The 16780-nt window shown below is 62.8% G+C and carries 13 protein-coding genes and 1 pseudogene; 7 read left to right on the forward strand and 7 right to left on the reverse strand.

The features are described 5' to 3' along the window. Positions 1 to 10 precede the first annotated feature (10 nt). The 7 genes from AB4Z53_RS15620 to AB4Z53_RS15650 form a co-directional block, all read right to left on the reverse strand. Positions 11 to 1087: an ABC transporter ATP-binding protein gene (locus tag AB4Z53_RS15620; RefSeq protein WP_441596551.1), complete on the reverse strand. Its 1077-nt coding sequence runs from the start codon at positions 1085 to 1087 to the stop codon at positions 11 to 13. Further along, complete coding sequence (locus AB4Z53_RS15625) at positions 1084 to 3348, reverse strand: glycoside hydrolase family 2 TIM barrel-domain containing protein (RefSeq protein ID WP_441596552.1); 2265 nt, start codon at positions 3346 to 3348, stop codon at positions 1084 to 1086. The genes AB4Z53_RS15620 and AB4Z53_RS15625 overlap by 4 nt, the downstream gene beginning before the upstream one ends. 8 nt (positions 3349 to 3356) lie before the next feature. Then, the gene (locus AB4Z53_RS15630) at positions 3357 to 4178 is read right to left on the reverse strand and encodes a carbohydrate ABC transporter permease (RefSeq protein WP_441596553.1); all 822 of its coding nucleotides are present in this window, start codon (positions 4176 to 4178) and stop codon (positions 3357 to 3359) included. Then, positions 4175 to 5074: a carbohydrate ABC transporter permease gene (locus tag AB4Z53_RS15635; RefSeq protein ID WP_441596554.1), complete on the reverse strand. Its 900-nt coding sequence runs from the start codon at positions 5072 to 5074 to the stop codon at positions 4175 to 4177. The genes AB4Z53_RS15630 and AB4Z53_RS15635 overlap by 4 nt, the downstream gene beginning before the upstream one ends. 82 nt (positions 5075 to 5156) lie before the next feature. Next, complete coding sequence (locus AB4Z53_RS15640; RefSeq protein WP_441596555.1) at positions 5157 to 6425, reverse strand: ABC transporter substrate-binding protein; 1269 nt, start codon at positions 6423 to 6425, stop codon at positions 5157 to 5159. 114 nt (positions 6426 to 6539) lie between these two features. After that, the gene (locus tag AB4Z53_RS15645; RefSeq protein ID WP_113539864.1) at positions 6540 to 7568 is read right to left on the reverse strand and encodes a LacI family DNA-binding transcriptional regulator; all 1029 of its coding nucleotides are present in this window, start codon (positions 7566 to 7568) and stop codon (positions 6540 to 6542) included. Positions 7569 to 7703: 135 nt separating this feature from the next. Next, entirely contained in the window at positions 7704 to 8591 is an 888-nt protein-coding gene (locus AB4Z53_RS15650; protein WP_441596556.1) for a LysR family transcriptional regulator, read from the reverse strand. A gap of 91 nt (positions 8592 to 8682) precedes the next feature. Between AB4Z53_RS15650 and AB4Z53_RS15655 the strand changes: the two genes are divergently transcribed. The 7 genes and pseudogenes from AB4Z53_RS15655 to AB4Z53_RS15685 all read left to right on the forward strand — a co-directional run bounded on the left by AB4Z53_RS15655 (position 8683) and on the right by AB4Z53_RS15685 (position 16759). Beyond that, positions 8683 to 9582 (forward strand): EamA family transporter, encoded by a 900-nt coding sequence (locus tag AB4Z53_RS15655; RefSeq protein WP_113539762.1) that lies wholly within the window; start codon positions 8683 to 8685, stop codon positions 9580 to 9582. Positions 9583 to 9787: 205 nt separating this feature from the next. Next, positions 9788 to 10750: a galactofuranose ABC transporter, galactofuranose-binding protein YtfQ gene (gene ytfQ / locus AB4Z53_RS15660; RefSeq protein ID WP_441596557.1), complete on the forward strand. Its 963-nt coding sequence runs from the start codon at positions 9788 to 9790 to the stop codon at positions 10748 to 10750. 131 nt (positions 10751 to 10881) lie between these two features. Then, positions 10882 to 12395 (forward strand): annotated as a pseudogene (gene ytfR, locus AB4Z53_RS15665) (galactofuranose ABC transporter, ATP-binding protein YtfR). After that, a complete protein-coding gene (locus AB4Z53_RS15670; protein ID WP_441596558.1) occupies positions 12392 to 13417 on the forward strand; it encodes an ABC transporter permease in 1026 nt (341 codons plus the stop codon). Before ytfR ends, AB4Z53_RS15670 begins: the two are co-directional and overlap by 4 nt. Beyond that, positions 13414 to 14382, forward strand: a complete 969-nt coding sequence (gene yjfF, locus AB4Z53_RS15675) for a galactofuranose ABC transporter, permease protein YjfF (RefSeq protein WP_291149622.1) — start codon at positions 13414 to 13416, stop codon at positions 14380 to 14382. Before AB4Z53_RS15670 ends, yjfF begins: the two co-directional genes overlap by 4 nt. Before the next feature lie 15 nt (positions 14383 to 14397). Then, positions 14398 to 15126 carry a FadR/GntR family transcriptional regulator gene (locus tag AB4Z53_RS15680; RefSeq protein WP_223728449.1) on the forward strand — a complete coding sequence of 243 codons (729 nt, stop codon included), beginning with the start codon at positions 14398 to 14400 and terminating at the stop codon, positions 15124 to 15126. Positions 15127 to 15241: 115 nt separating this feature from the next. Further along, positions 15242 to 16759, forward strand: a complete 1518-nt coding sequence (locus AB4Z53_RS15685) for an FAD-dependent monooxygenase (RefSeq protein ID WP_441596559.1) — start codon at positions 15242 to 15244, stop codon at positions 16757 to 16759. The last annotated feature ends 21 nt before the right edge of the window (positions 16760 to 16780 follow it).

The following is a 16780-nucleotide window of genomic DNA, read 5'->3' on the forward strand; positions in this document are numbered from 1 at the left end:
GGGCCTTGGCCTAGCGCAGGCGCCGACCGTCGGCGTCGAACACCAGAACGGCAGCGGGATCGAAGCGGGCGGAGATGGTGTCCCCGGACTTCAGGCCCCGGCCGTTCTTCGTCTCGATGACGATCAGTTCGCCGTTGCCATGCCGGGCATAGGCGAAGGTCTCACCGCCCAGATGTTCGAGCATGTCGATCGTCAGGTCGAGGCTTGCCGCGCCGCTGTCGCCGAAATGTTCGGGCCGGATGCCGATCGTCACGCTGTTGCCCGCCGCGACATCCTTGATGGCGACTGGAAGCGTCACATTGCCGAATTCCGGCAGGCGGACATGTTTCTCTCCGCCCGCGCCCGCTTCGATGATCCCTTTTGAAAAGTTCATCTTCGGCGAGCCGATGAAACCGGCGACGAAGAGATTGGCCGGATCGTCATAGAGGTCGAGCGGCGAGCCGACCTGTTCGACTACCCCGCCGCGCATGACGACGATCTTGTCGGCAAGCGTCATCGCTTCGACCTGGTCGTGGGTGACGTAGATGATCGTGGTCGCAAGTTTCTTGTGCAGCCTGGCGATCTCGATGCGCATGTGCACGCGCAGCTCCGCATCGAGGTTCGATAGCGGCTCGTCGAAGAGGAAGATCTTCGGATGCCGCACGATTGCCCGGCCGATCGCCACGCGCTGGCGCTGGCCGCCGGAGAGCTGCTTCGGCTTGCGGTCGAGCAGCGGGCCGAGCTCCAGGATGTTCGCGGCTTCGCCGACGCGTTGCGCGATCTCGGCCTTCGGTACGCCGGCAAAACGCAGCGCGAAGCCCATGTTCTCCCGCACTGTCATATGCGGATAAAGCGCATAGGACTGGAACACCATGGCAATGCCGCGCTTGGAGGGGTCGACATCGTTCATGCGCTCGCCGCCGATCGTGAGATCACCTGACGTGATCTCCTCGAGGCCGGCGATCATGCGAAGCAGAGTCGACTTGCCGCAACCGGATGGCCCGACGAAGACGACGAACTCACCGGTCTTGATGTCGAGGTCTACACCCTTGATGACCTCGAAGGTGCCATAGGACTTTCTGACGTGCTTGAGTTGGAGTTCGCTCATGCAGCCGCCGCCTCGTCCGACACTGCCGAAAGCTCCAGTCTCACGGTTCCAAGCCGCGTCGACGTGACCACGACGGCGATGCCGCCGGCAGCACCCGTCGTTTCCAGCCAGAAGCCGGTCGAACCGCCCTGGAAGATGAGGCGCTCGGGGCCGAGCAGGCGGGCAGGGCCCGTGACGGTCACATCGACCGCATCGTTGAGGAAGGGCAACACGTTGCCGGCCTGATCGAGCGCGCGCACGATCACCCGCACGCTGTCGCGCCCTTCGGCCCTGAGTGCCGTGCTGTCGGCCACGACCTCCAGCGTCGTCGGTACCGGATCGGCGACCATGCGCAGGCTGGCGACGGGCTCGCCGTCGATGAAACCGGTGAAGGCGGCGTCTTCCCACTTCATGCCCCAGACGCCGAGTTCGTCCTTGGTAAAGTGGCGATGGTCGATGACGACGGGCGGATGGGGCAGATGCGGGAAGTTCTCCCGGTCCGGGCCGACGCGCTTGACGAGCGAGCCGTATTTCAGCTCGACCTCGTCGCAATTGGTAAGCACGATTAAGGGCAGCACGCCGCCGATATTGCGCTCGCCGCGTGCCCAGAAGGTGACAGGCTTCATCACCACGCGCTCCGACGGTTCGCCTTGGCTGGCATAGACATAGGCCGCGAATTTCGGCTGGCGGAACATGTCCATGACACCGTGATAGCAGATCCGGTCGCCGGAGCCGAAGTCCTTGTGGGTGTTGTAGTCGAACATGCACCAGCCGACGGCACCGGAAATGCTCGGGTCGCCATAGGCCGCGTTCAGCACTTCCAAATGCCGGCGCACATGCTCGGCCTGGCGCTGCTCCTGGTCATAGATCTTCGTCGGAAACATGTGGCCGCCGAATTCGGTGATCATATAGGGGACCTTGCGGGTGAGACCGGTGCATTCCTGTTGCGGCCGCAGCGCCGTGCGCGGACGGTTCGCGCCCGGCAGTTCCTCGTTGCCGAGGATGAAGTCGTTCATGGTGTAGACGTCTTCGAGGTATTCGCTGTCGGTGATGTAGCGCACGCCACCGGTCCGACGCGTCGGGTCGAGCTCGCGTGCCAGCCGGTTGGTCTCGACGTAGAAATCATGGGAGTCCTGGGATTCGTTGATGCGTACGCCCCAGATGATGATCGACGGGTGGTTCCAGTCGCGCTCGATCATGCGGCGGACGTTCTCGATCGCTTCCTGCTTCCAGCTTTCGCCGCCGATATGCTGCCAGCCGGGGATTTCTTCGAAGACCAGCAGGCCGATGCGATCGCAATGGTCAAGGAACCACTTGGATTGCGGATAGTGCGAGGTGCGCACGAGATTGCAATGCAGCGTGTTTTTCAGGATCTCTGCGTCGCGCTCCTGCGCCGTGCGGCCCATGGCGTAGCCGACATAGGGGAAGGCCTGATGTCGATTGAGGCCACGAATTTTCAGCGGCCGGCCGTTGAGCTTGAATCCATCCGTGGTGAACTCGGCGGTGCGGAAGCCAAAGCGTGACGCAAGCCGGTCGCTGCCACGATCGCTGCGCAGCTGCGCTTCGACTTCGTAGAGAACGGGGCTGTCGATATCCCAGAGCGAAAGGCCCTTCAGGCCTTTGATCTCAAGCGTGACGCTCTCGCCACGACTTTCACCGGCAGCTTCCGCCAGGACCTTGCCGTTGGCGTCCTTGAGGAGTGCCGTGATCGTACCGGCAAAGTTGGCGCCTTGCGGATTGGCGAGGTCGCAGCGGATCGAGACGGACTTGGCATCGCTCAGCGCATCGCGGGTCTCGATCTTGAGATTGGCGATCGAAACGGCATCGGTGACCTTCAGCCAGACGTCGCGATAGATGCCCGCATAGGTGAGATAATCGATGCGGCCGCCGAACGGCGGGATTTCGGGGTTTTCGCTGCCGTCGATCTTGACCGTGATCAGGTTGTCGCCTTCGCGCAGCTTGTCGGTCAGCCGCGCTTCGAAGGGCGTGTAACCGTCCTTGTGGGCGATGATTTCTTCGCCGTTGAGATAGACGACGGCGTCGGCCATGGCAGCGTCGAAGACGAGCGAGACCTCGCGGCCATGGAACTCCCGACGCCAGGCAAGCACCTTCTGGTAGGTGAAGGCGCGCTGATAGGAGGCCTCGTCGAAATAGTTGAACGGCAGCTCCACCGCATTGTGCGGCAGGCTGACGGGCTTGCCTGCCTGCAGGCGGCCGGCGTTCGCCGCATCGAAGCCTTCGGAGAAAACCCAGGTGTCGTTGAAAGAGGTAACAGAACGCATGATCATTCCTATTTGACTGAGCCCAGCATTCCCTGGACGAATTGGCGTTGCATGAAGAAGAAGACCGCGAGGGTGGGGAGCGTCGCGAGAATGGTGCCGACCATGACGACGCCGTAGTCGGGGTAATAGGCGGAGGCGAGGGAGGAGATGACCAGCGTGATCGTCTTCTGCTCGTTCGACTGCAGCACGATCAGCGGCCAGAGATAGTTGTTCCACGCCGTCATGAAGACGATGATGAAGGCGGCCGCATAGGTCGAGCGCATCACCGGGACGTAGATGAACAGGAAGATCTGCCATTCCTTCAGCCCGTCGACCTTGGCGGCGTCGCGCAGTTCGGACGGGAACGCCTTGGTGGTCTGGCGGAAGTAAAAGACGATGAAGGCAGAGCCGATCGTCGGCAGCACGACGGCGAGGTGGGTGTTGATCAGCCCCGCCTTGCCCATCATGATGAAGAGCGGGATCATCAACGCGGCAAACGGAATCATCATCGTGATCAGCATGGCGCTGTAGATCCGATCGCGGTGGCGCGAGCGGAACATCTCGAAGCCATAGCCGGCAAGCGACGAGACGGCGAGGGTCAGCACCGTCGCCAGAATGGCGATCTTGGCCGAGTTCCAGAAAACCAGCGGTGCGTTCACCTGCGTGAAGAAGGTGGCGATGTTGGTGGCAAGGGCGCTGCCCGGCATCATCCTGCCCTTGATGATGTCGATCGACGAATTGGTGGCGCCGAGCAGCATCCAGACGAAGGGAAAGATCGAGAGAAAGGCCATCAGTCCGACGAAGCCGTAGGTGACGATGGTGCCGGCGATACGTGTGGTTCCGTTGTTCATCGGTCGCGCTCCCGTGCCGCGAAGAATTGCAGGCAGGCGAGCAGGGCGACGAGCACGACGATCACATAGGAGACGGTCGCCGCGTAGCCGAAGTTCGGCATGAAGCGGAAGGTCAGGTTGTAGATGTAGAGCGACAAGGTCAGCGTGGCGTTGGAAGGACCGCCCTTGCCTTCGGTCAGGTTATAGACCTCGTCGAAGAGCTGGATCGTGCCGATCGTCGAGATGATCGTCGTGAACAGGATGACGGGCTTCAACAATGGAATGGTGATGTGGGTGAACCGCGCCCAGGCGGGCACGCCGTCGATCCGCGCGACCTCATAGATCGACTTATCGATGTTCTGCATCGCCGCGAGGTAGAAGATCATGTTGTAGCCGGTCCAGCGCCAGGTAATCGCAATGATGACGAGGGTTTTTGCCCAGAAGGGATGTGTCAGCCACGGGATCGGCGAGGCGATGAGGCCGAGCGCCTCCAGCGTCGAATTGACGATGCCGTCGAGCGCGAACATGCCCTTGAACAGCACCGAATAGGCAACCAGCGAGGTGACGCAGGGCAGGAAGATGGCGGTGCGGAAAAAGCCACGGCCGACGAGCTTGGGATTGTTGAGCAGTGACGCCAGGATCAGCGCCAGGAGGATCATGATCGGCACCTGCACAACGAAATAGGTCAGCGTGTTGGTGAGTGCCTTGATGAAGACCGGATCGTTCCAGAGGCGGACGATGTTGGCGAAGCCGGCGAATTTCAGCATCATGCCGCGGCCGGACTGGAACGACATCCACAGCGACCAGACGATCGGATAGATCATGAAAAGGGCGATCAGCCCCAGTGCCGGCGCGACGAAGAGCCAGCCATTGACGTTGTAGTATCGGCCGATGCCGCCGCGACGCGCGAGAGCCATCATCATCCCCATGGATAGCAGGAGCCGTTGGCCGCGGTGTATTTACCGCGGCCAGGAGCAATGCAGACAATCGCCGTGGTGACTACTGGACCTGTGCGCTGACCTCGGCGTCGATCGCCTTCAGGATGTCGTCGACGGGTGTCCCCTGCTGCAGCGCCGGAAGCTGTGCGGTGACGGCGGTGTCCGCCTCGTTGGTGAAGACGCCGTAGTTGACCGAGGGGACCTTCGCGAGCCAGTCGGAGAAGTTCTGCCAGACCTTCTCGCCGCCGAAGAAGGCATCCGCCTCGCCATAGGCAGCCCCGCCGCGGGCGGCGAGCAGCGAGCCGACGGCGCCGCGGTCGGTCAGGATCGTCTGGTAGAAATCGACGTCCTTTGCATAGACCTCGTTCAGGAAGTCGATCGCATCAGCCTTTTCAGCGGAGCTTTCAAGTACGTACCAACTCGATCCGCCGAGGTTTGAGGCATGCGTCGCGCCGTCGATCGAAAGCGCCGGGATCGGCGCCACGCCCCACTTGCCCGACTGGTCCGGCTGCGCCTTGACGGTGCCGGTGATCCAGACGCCGGTGATGACGGTGGCGACATCGCCCGAGGTGAAGGTGCCTACCCAGTCGGACCAACCGGCGGCGGGCTTGTAGATATTGGCGGCCATGATCTTGCCGACCGTCTCCAGCGACGCCTTCAGCGCCGCGTTGCCGGTGATGTTGGCCTTGCCTTCCTTGTCGAAATACCATTGCCCGGCCGATTGCATGATGATGCGCACGAGGCCCGCGTCGGTCGGGTCGAGACCCATCATCTTCTTGCCGGTCTTGGCCTCGACCTGCTTTCCGATCTCGATGAAGCGATCCCAGGTGATGCCTTGCATGTCCTCGGGCTTGAAGCCGGCCTGCTCCAGATAATCCTTGCGATAGTAGAGCCCGGTGACGCCGGAATCGAACGGCATGCCGTAGACCTGACCATCCAGTGTCATCAGCTCGACCTTGTAGGGAGCGAAGCCGGAATAATCGACGGTGCCGGAGAGCGGCGCGAAGGCGCCGGGGAAGGATTGCAGATATTTCTGCGCGCCGTAGTCTTCGATCAGAACGATGTCAGGCAGGGCGTCCGCGGTGCCGGAGGAAAGGCCGGTCTGCAGCTTCTGCTCGACGTCGGCCTTGGCGAAATCGACGATGTTGAAGGTAACGTCCGGATGCGTCTTGGTGTAGCGCGCGCCGGCCTCCTTCATGATTGCAACGTTGAAGTTCGGATCCCAGCACCAGATGGTGATTTCCTTGGCCTCGGCGGCCGTGACGGCCAAGAGGCTGGCGCCTGCAAGCGCGATGGCGGCAAAGCGCGGCAGATAGGTACGCATGTCCATAGTTTCTCCTCCCTCGAAATTCGTTCCCCGAGACGTTCCTCCTAGTCTCGGCGCGGAGTATTTCGCAAAATTCTGGAGAAGGCAATATTTCAGTAAATTTTTACCACGCGTTTTTTACCGGCCGTTTAACGCGCCGGCTACGGCCGTGCTGCCGCGCCAGACCATCTCGGTTCCGAGGATCACCTTCTTCGCGACGTCGCGGCCGGTCAGCCGCTCGACCAGAAGGTCGACGGCCGTCTCGCCGATCACTTCGGCCGGGATCTTCACCGTCGAAAGCGGTGGCCCCAGAAACTGGGCGACGGGGATGTCGTTGAAACTCGCGACCGCGACATCGTCGGGGATCCGCAGGCCCATCTCGTGAATGGCGCGGTAGGCGCCGATCGCCATGTTGTCGTTGCAGGTGACGAGGATCTTGGGCGGATTGGGTTTCGACAGCATCGCCTTGGCGAGCGTATAGCCGCTATCGGGCGTGAGCTTTTCGACCATGCAGAGTTCGGGATCGTAAAGGCCGGCCTTCGTCATCCACTGGATGAAAGCGCGGCAGCGCCGCTCCGAATGGATGTCGTCCTTGTCGCGGAAGGCGTCGATCCAGCCGAGAAAGCCGATGCGGCGGTATCCCATGCCGTAAACGCCGTCGAGTAGGCGGTTCATCGCGATCGAAACGTCGCTCATCACGCTGTCGTCAACGTCATCGTCGGGGGCGAAATCCGCAAAGACCAGATGGCGGCTGTGCCGCCGCAGCCAATGGACCTCTTCGCCATAGTGGTGGCCGACGGCGACGACGCCGCTGGCGCCCTGCAGGATCGCCGCCTCCGGCAGGTTGCCGTTGTGGAAGACCTTGACCACCTCGATCTTCAGAGCCTGGCAGCGGTTTTCGATGCCGAGCCGGACGCCGACATAATAGGGGTCGATCAGTTCCTGGGCGGGCTGAAGGAAATGCACCAGCGCGAATTTCAGGCCCTGCATCGGCCCGGCACCGCGGCCGCGGTTGCGCGGTGTCGCATAGTTCAGCGCCTCGGCCGTCTCGATGATCGCCTGTCGCTTCTTCGTGGAGATCGAGAGGGTCGGATCATAGTTCAGCACCCGAGAAACAGTCGCCGAAGAGACCCCGACAGCCGAAGCGATTTCCTTGATTGTTACCATGTCCAACGTCCTGCCCGCCGCCGCGGCCCTCCTTTCGGGCGCGGCGCAATCTTTATTTAGTAAAATTTTGCCTGCGGTTTTTCAATCTCTGGGCGCGTATTTCGTTCGTAGAACGCGACGCAACCGCGCGCGGCATCATGCGGCGCGGCTGGTTGCCAATGCCTGCGCCTGAAGTTCGTCGGAGAGGAACGCCCAGAGTGCTGCGATCGGGCGGGACGCCAGCCCCTGATCGCCGGCGGCGAAAAGCCCAAGCTCGATCACCGGGGCGGGCGGCAGGCCCTCTTCGGCGCCGAGAATCCGCATCGTATTGCTGCGGATGTTGAGGTCCAGGAGAACGGCGATGCCGAGGCCGGCCTCGATCATCGACTGGATGGAAGAGAGGCTGGCGCTCGTCAGCACCGTGCGCCAGGGGCGGTCCCCACTCTTCAGCGCCTCGATCATCTTCTGCCGCCAGGTGCAGACGCCATCGAAGGTGACGAGCGGCAGGGGGGCATTTTCCGGCATCGCGAAGCCACGCGCCGCAACCCACCGGAGCGGCAGCCGCCAGGTGAGGATCGGCGCGCCATGGATCAGGGCCGGGTCCCCGATCGCGACGTCAAGCTGACCTTGGGACAGCTTCTCCGACAACACGGTACTTTCGCCGACCGTCAGTTCGAGCGCCACATTCGGATGGCATTCGGTAAACCGTTGCAACGCCCGCGGCAACGAGCCGACGGCGATGTCCTCGATCATACCGAAGCGGATCGGTTCCTGGAGAGCCTGTCCGGCGAGTGCGCGCCGTGCGCCCATGCTCAATCCCAGCATCTTCTGGGCATAGGGCAGCAGCACATGTCCGGCCTCGGTCAGGCCCATGCCCCTCGTATTGCGGTTCAAGAGCCTGGCGCCGACATCGTCCTCCAGACGGCGCAGCTGCATGCTCACGGCGGCCTGAGTCCGTGCCAGCCGCTGGGCAGCACCACTGACGCTGCCGCATTCGGCGGTCACCACGAAGGCGCGCAACAGGCCGATGTCGAGGTCATGCATATAACGATCCTTTATGATGACATCACAATTATTAGTATTCTTTATTGTGCCGAGATTGCTATGGCTGTTCAAGCCCAACGGGAGAACGGACATGGCGGAAACGGAAACGACAGCGGATAGCGCTTGGAGCAAGCCGAGTGCGACGGACGACACCGCCGGGCGTGTGTCTATCGCCATCGCCTTCTGCCTGCTCTCGATGTCGAGCGTGCAGTTTGGCGCCGCGCTCTCCAAGCCCGCCATGGATAGCGTTGGAGCTTTTGGTGCGACCTGGCTGCGGCTCTCCTGGGCAGCGGCATTCCTGCTGCTTCTCGTTCGTCCGCCCTTGCTCAGTTATACGCGGTCGCAGTGGCTCTCGGCTCTTGCCCTCGGCGCGACGATGGCAGTGATGACGCTGTGCTTCTTCGCGGCCATCGCGCGCATCCCGCTCGGCCTTGCCGTGGCGATCGAATTTCTCGGTCCCTTGACGGTCGCTGCGATTTTCGGCGGCCGTGGCTGGCGCCTGCTTTGCCCGGTTATCGCTGCCGCCGGTGTATTCTGCCTTTCCTGGGACGGTTCATCCTGGGTTGCGGACACGCGCGGCCTCCTTTTTGCCTTTGGCGCGGCGATCGGTTGGGGTGGCTATATCGTTTTGATGAAGCATGCCGGCCAACGCTTCAGGGGTTTGGAAGGGCTCGCCGTTTCGCTGCTGTTTGCCGCCCTGTTCGCAACGCCGTTTGGCGTGCACCAGATTCAATCCGGCTTCTCCTTCGACATGCTCTTGATGACGGCCGGGCTTGCAATCCTGGTGCCGTTGCTTCCCTACGCCCTCGAATTCATGGCGCTACGACGTATGCAGCCCTCGGCCTTCGGCATCCTGATGAGCCTGGAGCCGGCAATCGGCGCTGGTGCCGGCTTCGTCATTCTCGGTCAGGCATTGGCGCTCAACCAGATCTTCGGGGTCGTGCTCGTGATGATCGCCAGCGTTGCCGGTACCTTGTTGGCTAAGTCCTAGGCCGTACGGGGCGCGCTTTCTCACGCGTGACTTCCGCAGAGGGATCCGACGCCGTTGGCGAGGGGGCAGTTTGCCGCGCCCTCTGCTACTTCCGATAAAATTCATCGATGCGGGCACTAGGCGAAAAGTGCCCGTTTACAAAAGTAATATTATATGATTTTTTTCTCGATGGCTGCGTGGAGGCAGCTTTCTTTGGGAGGAAATCATGAAAATCGCCAAGGCACTTGCGAGTGCAACGATCCTTGCTGCCTGCACGTTTGGCAGCGCTTCCGCGGCCGATCTGGTCGTCGGCTTTTCGCAGATCGGCTCGGAGTCCGGCTGGCGCGCCGCCGAGACGACGCTGACCAAGCAGCAGGCCGAACAGCGCGGCATCGATCTCAAATTCGCTGATGCGCAGCAGAAGCAGGAAAATCAGATCAAGGCGATCCGCTCCTTCATCGCGCAGGGCGTGAACGCCATCCTCGTGGCCCCGGTGGTCGCTACCGGCTGGGACGAAGTGCTGCAGGAAGCCAAGGATGCGGAAATTCCGGTCATCCTGCTCGACCGCACGGTCGATTCGTCGAAGGAGCTTTACCTGACGGCAGTCACTTCCGACCTCGTGCACGAGGGCAAAGTTGCCGGCAAATGGCTCGTCGATACGACCGCGGGCAAGCCCTGCAACGTCGTCGAGCTTCAGGGCACGACCGGTTCCTCGCCGGCGATCGACCGCAAGAAGGGCTTCGAACAGGCGCTTTCCGGCCACGACAACCTGAAGATCATCCGCAGCCAGACCGGCGACTTCACCCGCACCAAGGGCAAGGAAGTCATGGAAAGCTTCCTCAAAGCTGAGGACGGCGGCAAGAACATCTGCGCGCTCTATGCCCACAACGACGACATGGCCGTCGGTGCCATCCAGGCGATCAAGGAAGCCGGCCTGAAGCCGGGCAAGGATATCCTCGTCGTGTCGATCGATGCCGTTCCGGATATCTTCCAGGCGATGGCCGCCGGCGAGGCCAATGCCACCGTCGAGCTGACGCCGAACATGGCTGGTCCTGCCTTCGATGCGCTCGCTGCCTTCCAGAAGGACGGCACGGCGCCGCCGAAGTGGATCCAGACGGAATCGAAGCTCTACACTCAGGCCGACGAGCCGCTGAAGGTCTACGAGGAAAAGAAGGGCCTCGGCTACTGACGTCGGCCGTGGCCCGCGCTGCTTCTCGCGCGGGCCACGCTCTTTCCAAGTTCCGGCTGAAGAGCGCAGCTTGCCGCGGCTAAGCGCTGTGCTTCTCGTCGGCAGATACCAGCATCGCGGAGACGGTATCGATGCAGACCAATGACCACATTCTCCAGGCGATCCGGATCGAAAAAACCTTCCCGGGGACCAGAGCCCTCGACAAGGTCGATTTTCACCTCAGGCGCGGAGAGGTTCATGCGCTGCTTGGCGAAAACGGTGCCGGAAAATCGACCCTGATCAAATGCCTGACCGGGGCCTACCGGCGCGACGGCGGCGCCATTCTGCTCGATGATGCCGAGGTCAATCCGCGCGATACGTTTGAAGCCCAGGCACTCGGGATCGGCACGGTCTACCAGGAGGTCAACCTGCTGCCGAACCTGACGGTTGCCGAGAACCTCTTCCTCGGGCGCCAACCCCGCCGTTTCGGCATGGTCGACGTGCGCGCGATGAACCGGCGCGCGCGGGATTTGCTTGCCGACTATGAACTCGACATCGACGTCACCCGCGATCTCTCCAGCTATTCGGTCGCGATCCAGCAGGTGGTTGCCATTGCCCGAGCCGTCGATCTCTCCGGCAAGGTGCTGATCCTCGACGAGCCGACGGCGAGCCTCGATGCGCATGAGGTGGCGATGCTGTTCCGCATTATCAGGCGCCTCAAGGCGCGCGGGCTCGGCATCGTCTTCGTCACCCACTTTCTGGAGCAGGTCTATGAGATTTCCGACCGGATCACGGTGCTCCGGAACGGGCAGCTCGTCGGAACGCGCGAAACCGCTGGCCTCGATCGCCGCGAGCTGATCGCGATGATGATCGGCCGCGAGCTGGCGGAGAAATCCACGCACCGCGCGCGGAGGCCCAGGAAGGGCCATTGCGTTACCGCTTTCGCAACTACGGCCGCAAGGGTCGCGTCCGTCCCTTCGATCTCGATGTCCGCGCCGGCGAAGTGGTCGGCATGGCCGGCCTGCTCGGCTCCGGACGGACGGAGACCGCGGAGCTCCTCTTCGGCGCCTATCGCGCCGATAGCGGCGAGGCCGAAATCGACGGTCGTGCGGCCGACCTTTCGTCGCCACGCGCCGCCATCCGCCACCGCTTCGGTTTCTGCCCGGAAGATCGCAAGACATCGGGCATCATCGGCGATCTCTCGGTGCGCGAAAACATCGTGCTGGCGCTGCAGGCCCGTCGCGGCTGGACCCGGCCGATCTCGCGGGCGGAGCAGAACCGGCTGGCCGACCACTATATCCGCGCGCTCGATATCCGCACCGCCGATCGGGAGAAGCCGATCAAACTCTTGTCCGGCGGTAACCAGCAGAAGGCGATCCTCGCGCGCTGGCTCGCGACCGAACCGGAATTCCTGATCCTCGACGAGCCGACGCGCGGCATCGATGTCGGTGCCCATGCGGAAATCGTCAAGCTGATCGAGGCGCTGCGCGAAAAGGGCTTGTCCTTGATCGTCGTCTCCTCGGAGATCGAGGAATTGGTCGCCTACAGCACGCGGGTCATCGTGCTTCGGGATCGCGCCCATGTCGCCGAACTCGACGGCAGCCGCATCACTGCCGATGAGATCGTCGAGGCGATCGCCGCAACCAATGAAAGGTGGACGTCGTGACGTCGTTCCTCAGGCTCTATTTCAACCGGTTGCTGCCGCAACTGATCGCGCTTGCCGTTATCGTCGTGGCAGTATCGCTGGTGTTTCCCGGCTTCCTCAACCTGCAGATCCAGAACGGCCGCCTCTATGGCAGCCTCATCGATATCCTCAACCGCGGCGCGCCCGTGGTGCTGCTGGCGATCGGCATGACCGTCGTCATCGCCACCAAGGGCATCGATCTCTCCGTCGGCGCTGTCATGGCGATCTGTGGGGCAACCGCGGCCTCGGCGATCACCTCGGGGCATTCGCTTCCCGCAACGCTATTGATCACGCTGGCGGTCGGCATTCTCTGCGGTCTCTGGAACGGGGTGCTGGTGGCGGTACTCGACATCCAGCCGATCATCGCGACGCTGGTCCTGATGGTCGCCGGGCGAGGCATCGCCCAGCTCATCACCGAGGGGGCGATCCTGACCTTCAACGATCCCGGCCTCATCTTCATCGGCAGCGGTTCCTTTGCCGGCCTGCCTATGCCTGTGGTGATCTGGTTGATCTTCGGCATATTGATCGCCGTGCTCGTCCGGCGGACGGCGCTCGGAATGCTGATCGAGGCGATCGGCGTCAATCGCCAGGCGAGCACGTTGTCCGGCGTGCTGACGCCGGTACTCCTGATCGCCGCCTATGTCCTTTCCGGGCTCTGCGCTGCCATCGCCGGCATCATCGCTGCCGCCGATATCCGCGGCGCGGATGCCAACAATGCCGGTCTGTGGCTGGAGCTTGATGCCATCCTTGCGGTCGTGGTCGGCGGCACGTCGCTGCTTGGCGGCCGCTTCAGCATTGCCGCATCGGTGCTCGGCGCCATCATCATCCAGGCGATCAACACCGGCATTCTTCTCTCCGGTTTCCCGCCGGAGTTCAACCTGATCATCAAGGCCGCGATCATCGTCTTCATCCTGGTGCTTCAGTCGCCGCGGTTCCGCACCGCCTTTGCCTTTCTCGACCCGGCGCGCGGCGCGAGCAAACCGAGCGAGCGAGCTGCAAAATGAAGCCGAAATATCTTCCACTCACGGCGACGCTCGTGATCTTCCTGCTCGGCTATGCGCTCTGCGTGGCGCAATATCCGAACATGCTGTCGACACGTGTCATCGGCAATCTTCTGACGGACAACGCCTTTCTCGGTATTGCGGCGGTCGGGATGACCTTCGTCATCATCTCCGGCGGTATCGATCTTTCGATCGGCTCGGTCATCGCCTTTACCGGCGTGTTTCTCGCCGTGGTGCTGGAACACACGAGCATCCACCCGCTCATCGCCTTTGTCATGGTTCTGGCGATCGCGACGCTCTTCGGCGCAGCGATGGGGGCGATCATCCACTATCTGGAAATGCCCGCCTTTATCGTCACGCTGGCCGGCATGTTCCTCGCGCGCGGCATGGCCTTCGTACTGTCGATCGACAGCATTCCGATCAAGCATCCCTTCTACGCGACGCTGAAGGGGCTCTATTTCAAGCTGCCGGGTGGCGGCCGCATCACGCTGATCGGCGGGCTGATGCTGCTCGTCTTTGCGATCGGCATCCTCATCGCACACCGCACGCGCTTCGGGACCAATGTCTATGCGCTCGGTGGGGGCACGGCGACGGCCCGGTTGATGGGCGTTCCGGTCGCCGCGACGACGATCCGTATCTACGCCTTTTCGGGCCTGCTTGCGGGATTGTCCGGCATCGTCTTTTCGCTCTACACCTCGGCCGGCTACTCGCTTGCCGCGGTCGGCGTCGAACTGGACGCGATCACCGCCGTCGTCATCGGCGGCACGCTTCTGACCGGCGGTTCGGGTTTCGTCGCCGGCACGCTGGTGGGCATCCTCATTCAAGGGTTGATCCAGACCTACATCACCTTCGACGGATCGCTGTCGAGCTGGTGGACGAAGATCCTGATCGGCCTTCTGCTCTTTGCTTTCATCCTGCTTCAGAAGGGCATCATCTTCGTTTCGCGCCAGCGCCAGCAGCGGGCGTGAGGCAAGGGTTGCGCGATGTGGCCATCCCTCCATCAGCCGCGCAAACGCACGAGCCACCGGCTCGTGGTCGAGGAACTCGGCCAGGCGGTGGTCGGAGGGGAGTTCGCCGTCGGGGATATCCTGCCCGGCGATGCGGAGTTGGCTGCGCGCTTCAACGTTTCCCGCACCGTCCTGCGCGAGGCGATGAAGACACTAGCCGCCAAGGGCCTCGTCGTCGCTCGCGCTCGCATCGGTACGCGCGTCATGCCGCGGGCGAACTGGAACCTGTTCGATGGTGACGTGCTTTCCTGGCATTTCCGGGCCGGCGTCGACGAGGAGTTCCTCAGCCATGTCAGCGAGGTTCGCCTGGCGCTGGAACCCTATGCGGCCGGCCTGGCGGCGCGGCGCGCCACGGACGCCGATATCTCCCAGATGATGCGGCTGGCGGTCGCCATGGGCGATGCGGGGCACAGCGCGCAGACGCTGGCGCGCGCCGATCTTGAATTCCACCTTCGGCTGCTCGAGGCTTCGCTCAACCCGTTCATGCAGACCGTCGGCAGCCTGATCGAGGCGGCGCTGATCGGCGTTTTCCGCTTGAGCAACGCGGCCACCGACGGCGCCGAGATCGATCGCGTCGCCGTCGCGCATATCCGCATTGTCGAGGAAATTCGGCTGCGCAATGAAGAAGGCGCCCGAAGCGCGATGGAGCACGTGATCCGTGTGGGACAGCAGCAGCTGATCGCAAATATGAGAGCGCGCGACTGACCGTACAGGTGTGCGCGCCGAGCGCCGCTATGCGACTTTGTTTTCCCGCCATCTGCGCGTAGGCTGCAGCCACCGGCACGAAAAGATGCCGGGACAGGGCAGCCGGAGAACTCGGGTGACGGGACAGGATGTGCTGATTGTCGGCGCAGGGCCGACCGGGCTGGTGCTTGCTCTCTGGCTGACCGCCCAGGGGGCAAAGGTCCGCATCATCGACAAGAACGCCGGTCCCGGCCCAACGTCACGGGCGATGGTGGTGCATGCCCGCACACTTGAGCTCTATCGCCAGCTCGATCTGGCGGCGGCCGTGATCGAGGCCGGACACCGCAACCCGTCGGTCAATCTCTGGGCGAAAGGCAAGGCCAAGGCACGGATATCCTTCAACCCGACCGGTGCGAAGCTGACACCCTATCCGTTTGTCCTTGTTTATCCGCAGGATCATCACGAGCGCCTGTTGGCGGAGCGGCTGGAAGCGATCGGCGTCACCGTCGAGCGCCAGACCGAACTGGTCGACTTCGAGGACGCCGGCGACCGGATCGCAGCGCGTCTCCGCTTGCCTGACGGCAGCGAGGAGATTTCAACGGCGCGATACCTCGCGGGATGTGATGGCGCCCGCTCGCCGGTCCGCCACAAGCTCGCGATCGGGTTCGAGGGCGGGACCTATCAGCAGACCTTCTACGTCGCCGATGTCGAGGCGAGCGGGCCTGCGGCCAATGGCGAGGTGCATCTGTCGCTCGAAAGCAGCGACTTCGTTGCCCTGCTCGCCTATGCCGAGGGACGGGGACGGCTGATCGGCCTCGTGCGCGACGAACGGGAAGACGCGGCCGCGCTTACCTTTCAAGATGTCAGCCACCGCGCCATCGAGAGCCTGAAACTCACCATCGATCGGGTCAACTGGTTTTCCACCTATCGTGTCCACCATCGTGTAGCCGACCGCTTTCGCCAGGGGCGCGTTTTCCTGGTCGGCGACGCTGCCCATGTGCACAGTCCGGTCGGCGGCCAGGGCATGAATACCGGCATCGGCGATGCGATCAATCTCGCCTGGAAGCTCGCTGCGGTCTTGAAGGATCAAGCATCCGACACGCTCCTCGACAGCTATGAAGGCGAACGCATTGGTTTCGCGCGCCAGCTCGTAGAGACGACCGATCGGTTGTTTACCTTCGTGACGGCCGAGGGCCGCATCGCGGATTTCCTGCGTGTCGAGATCGCTCCGGCTCTCGCAAGTTTCGCCTACCGTATCGGCCGCGTCCGCGAATTTCTGTTCCGGATGCTCTCGCAAACCCAGTTGAACTATCGCGGTGGGCCTTTGAGCCGCAGCAATGCCGGCTGGGTGGAGGGTGGAGACCGGCTGCCCTGGATCCCGGCGAACGGTCTCGACAACTACGCGCCGCTTGCCGCCATCAGCTGGCAGGTTCACGTCTATGGAGCGGCGTCCGGTGATTTGAAACAATGGTGCGCGACACGCCATGTGCCGCTTCATATCTTCCCCTGGACCGAGGCGCACGCGGTCGCTGGCCTCGTCATGGATGCGGCTTACCTCCTGCGGCCGGACACCTATGTGGCGCTGGCCGCCCCAGAACAGGCAGCGGATGCTTTCGAAGCCTATCTGTCGGAAGTGGGGATCACTCGGCCCTGACGCTCGTCCTCGGCCCAGGAC

The organism is Ensifer sp. 2TAB8 (assembly GCF_052115125.1).
Lineage (GTDB): Bacteria > Pseudomonadota > Alphaproteobacteria > Rhizobiales > Rhizobiaceae > Ensifer.

Bases quoted from the DNA above. Each gene is read 5' to 3' on its own strand.
- AB4Z53_RS15620 (WP_441596551.1), bottom strand. From the start codon at position 1,087: ATGAGCGAACTCCAACTCAAGCACGTCAGAAAGTCCTATGGCACCTTC.
- AB4Z53_RS15625 (WP_441596552.1), bottom strand. From the start codon at position 3,348: ATGCGTTCTGTTACCTCTTTCAACGACACCTGGGTTTTCTCCGAAGGC.
- AB4Z53_RS15630 (WP_441596553.1), bottom strand. From the start codon at position 4,178: ATGAACAACGGAACCACACGTATCGCCGGCACCATCGTCACCTACGGC.
- AB4Z53_RS15635 (WP_441596554.1), bottom strand. From the start codon at position 5,074: ATGGCTCTCGCGCGTCGCGGCGGCATCGGCCGATACTACAACGTCAAT.
- AB4Z53_RS15640 (WP_441596555.1), bottom strand. From the start codon at position 6,425: ATGGACATGCGTACCTATCTGCCGCGCTTTGCCGCCATCGCGCTTGCA.
- AB4Z53_RS15645 (WP_113539864.1), bottom strand. From the start codon at position 7,568: ATGGTAACAATCAAGGAAATCGCTTCGGCTGTCGGGGTCTCTTCGGCG.
- AB4Z53_RS15650 (WP_441596556.1), bottom strand. From the start codon at position 8,591: ATGCATGACCTCGACATCGGCCTGTTGCGCGCCTTCGTGGTGACCGCC.
- AB4Z53_RS15655 (WP_113539762.1), top strand. From the start codon at position 8,683: ATGGCGGAAACGGAAACGACAGCGGATAGCGCTTGGAGCAAGCCGAGT.
- ytfQ (WP_441596557.1), top strand. From the start codon at position 9,788: ATGAAAATCGCCAAGGCACTTGCGAGTGCAACGATCCTTGCTGCCTGC.
- yjfF (WP_291149622.1), top strand. From the start codon at position 13,414: ATGAAGCCGAAATATCTTCCACTCACGGCGACGCTCGTGATCTTCCTG.
- AB4Z53_RS15680 (WP_223728449.1), top strand. From the start codon at position 14,398: ATGTGGCCATCCCTCCATCAGCCGCGCAAACGCACGAGCCACCGGCTC.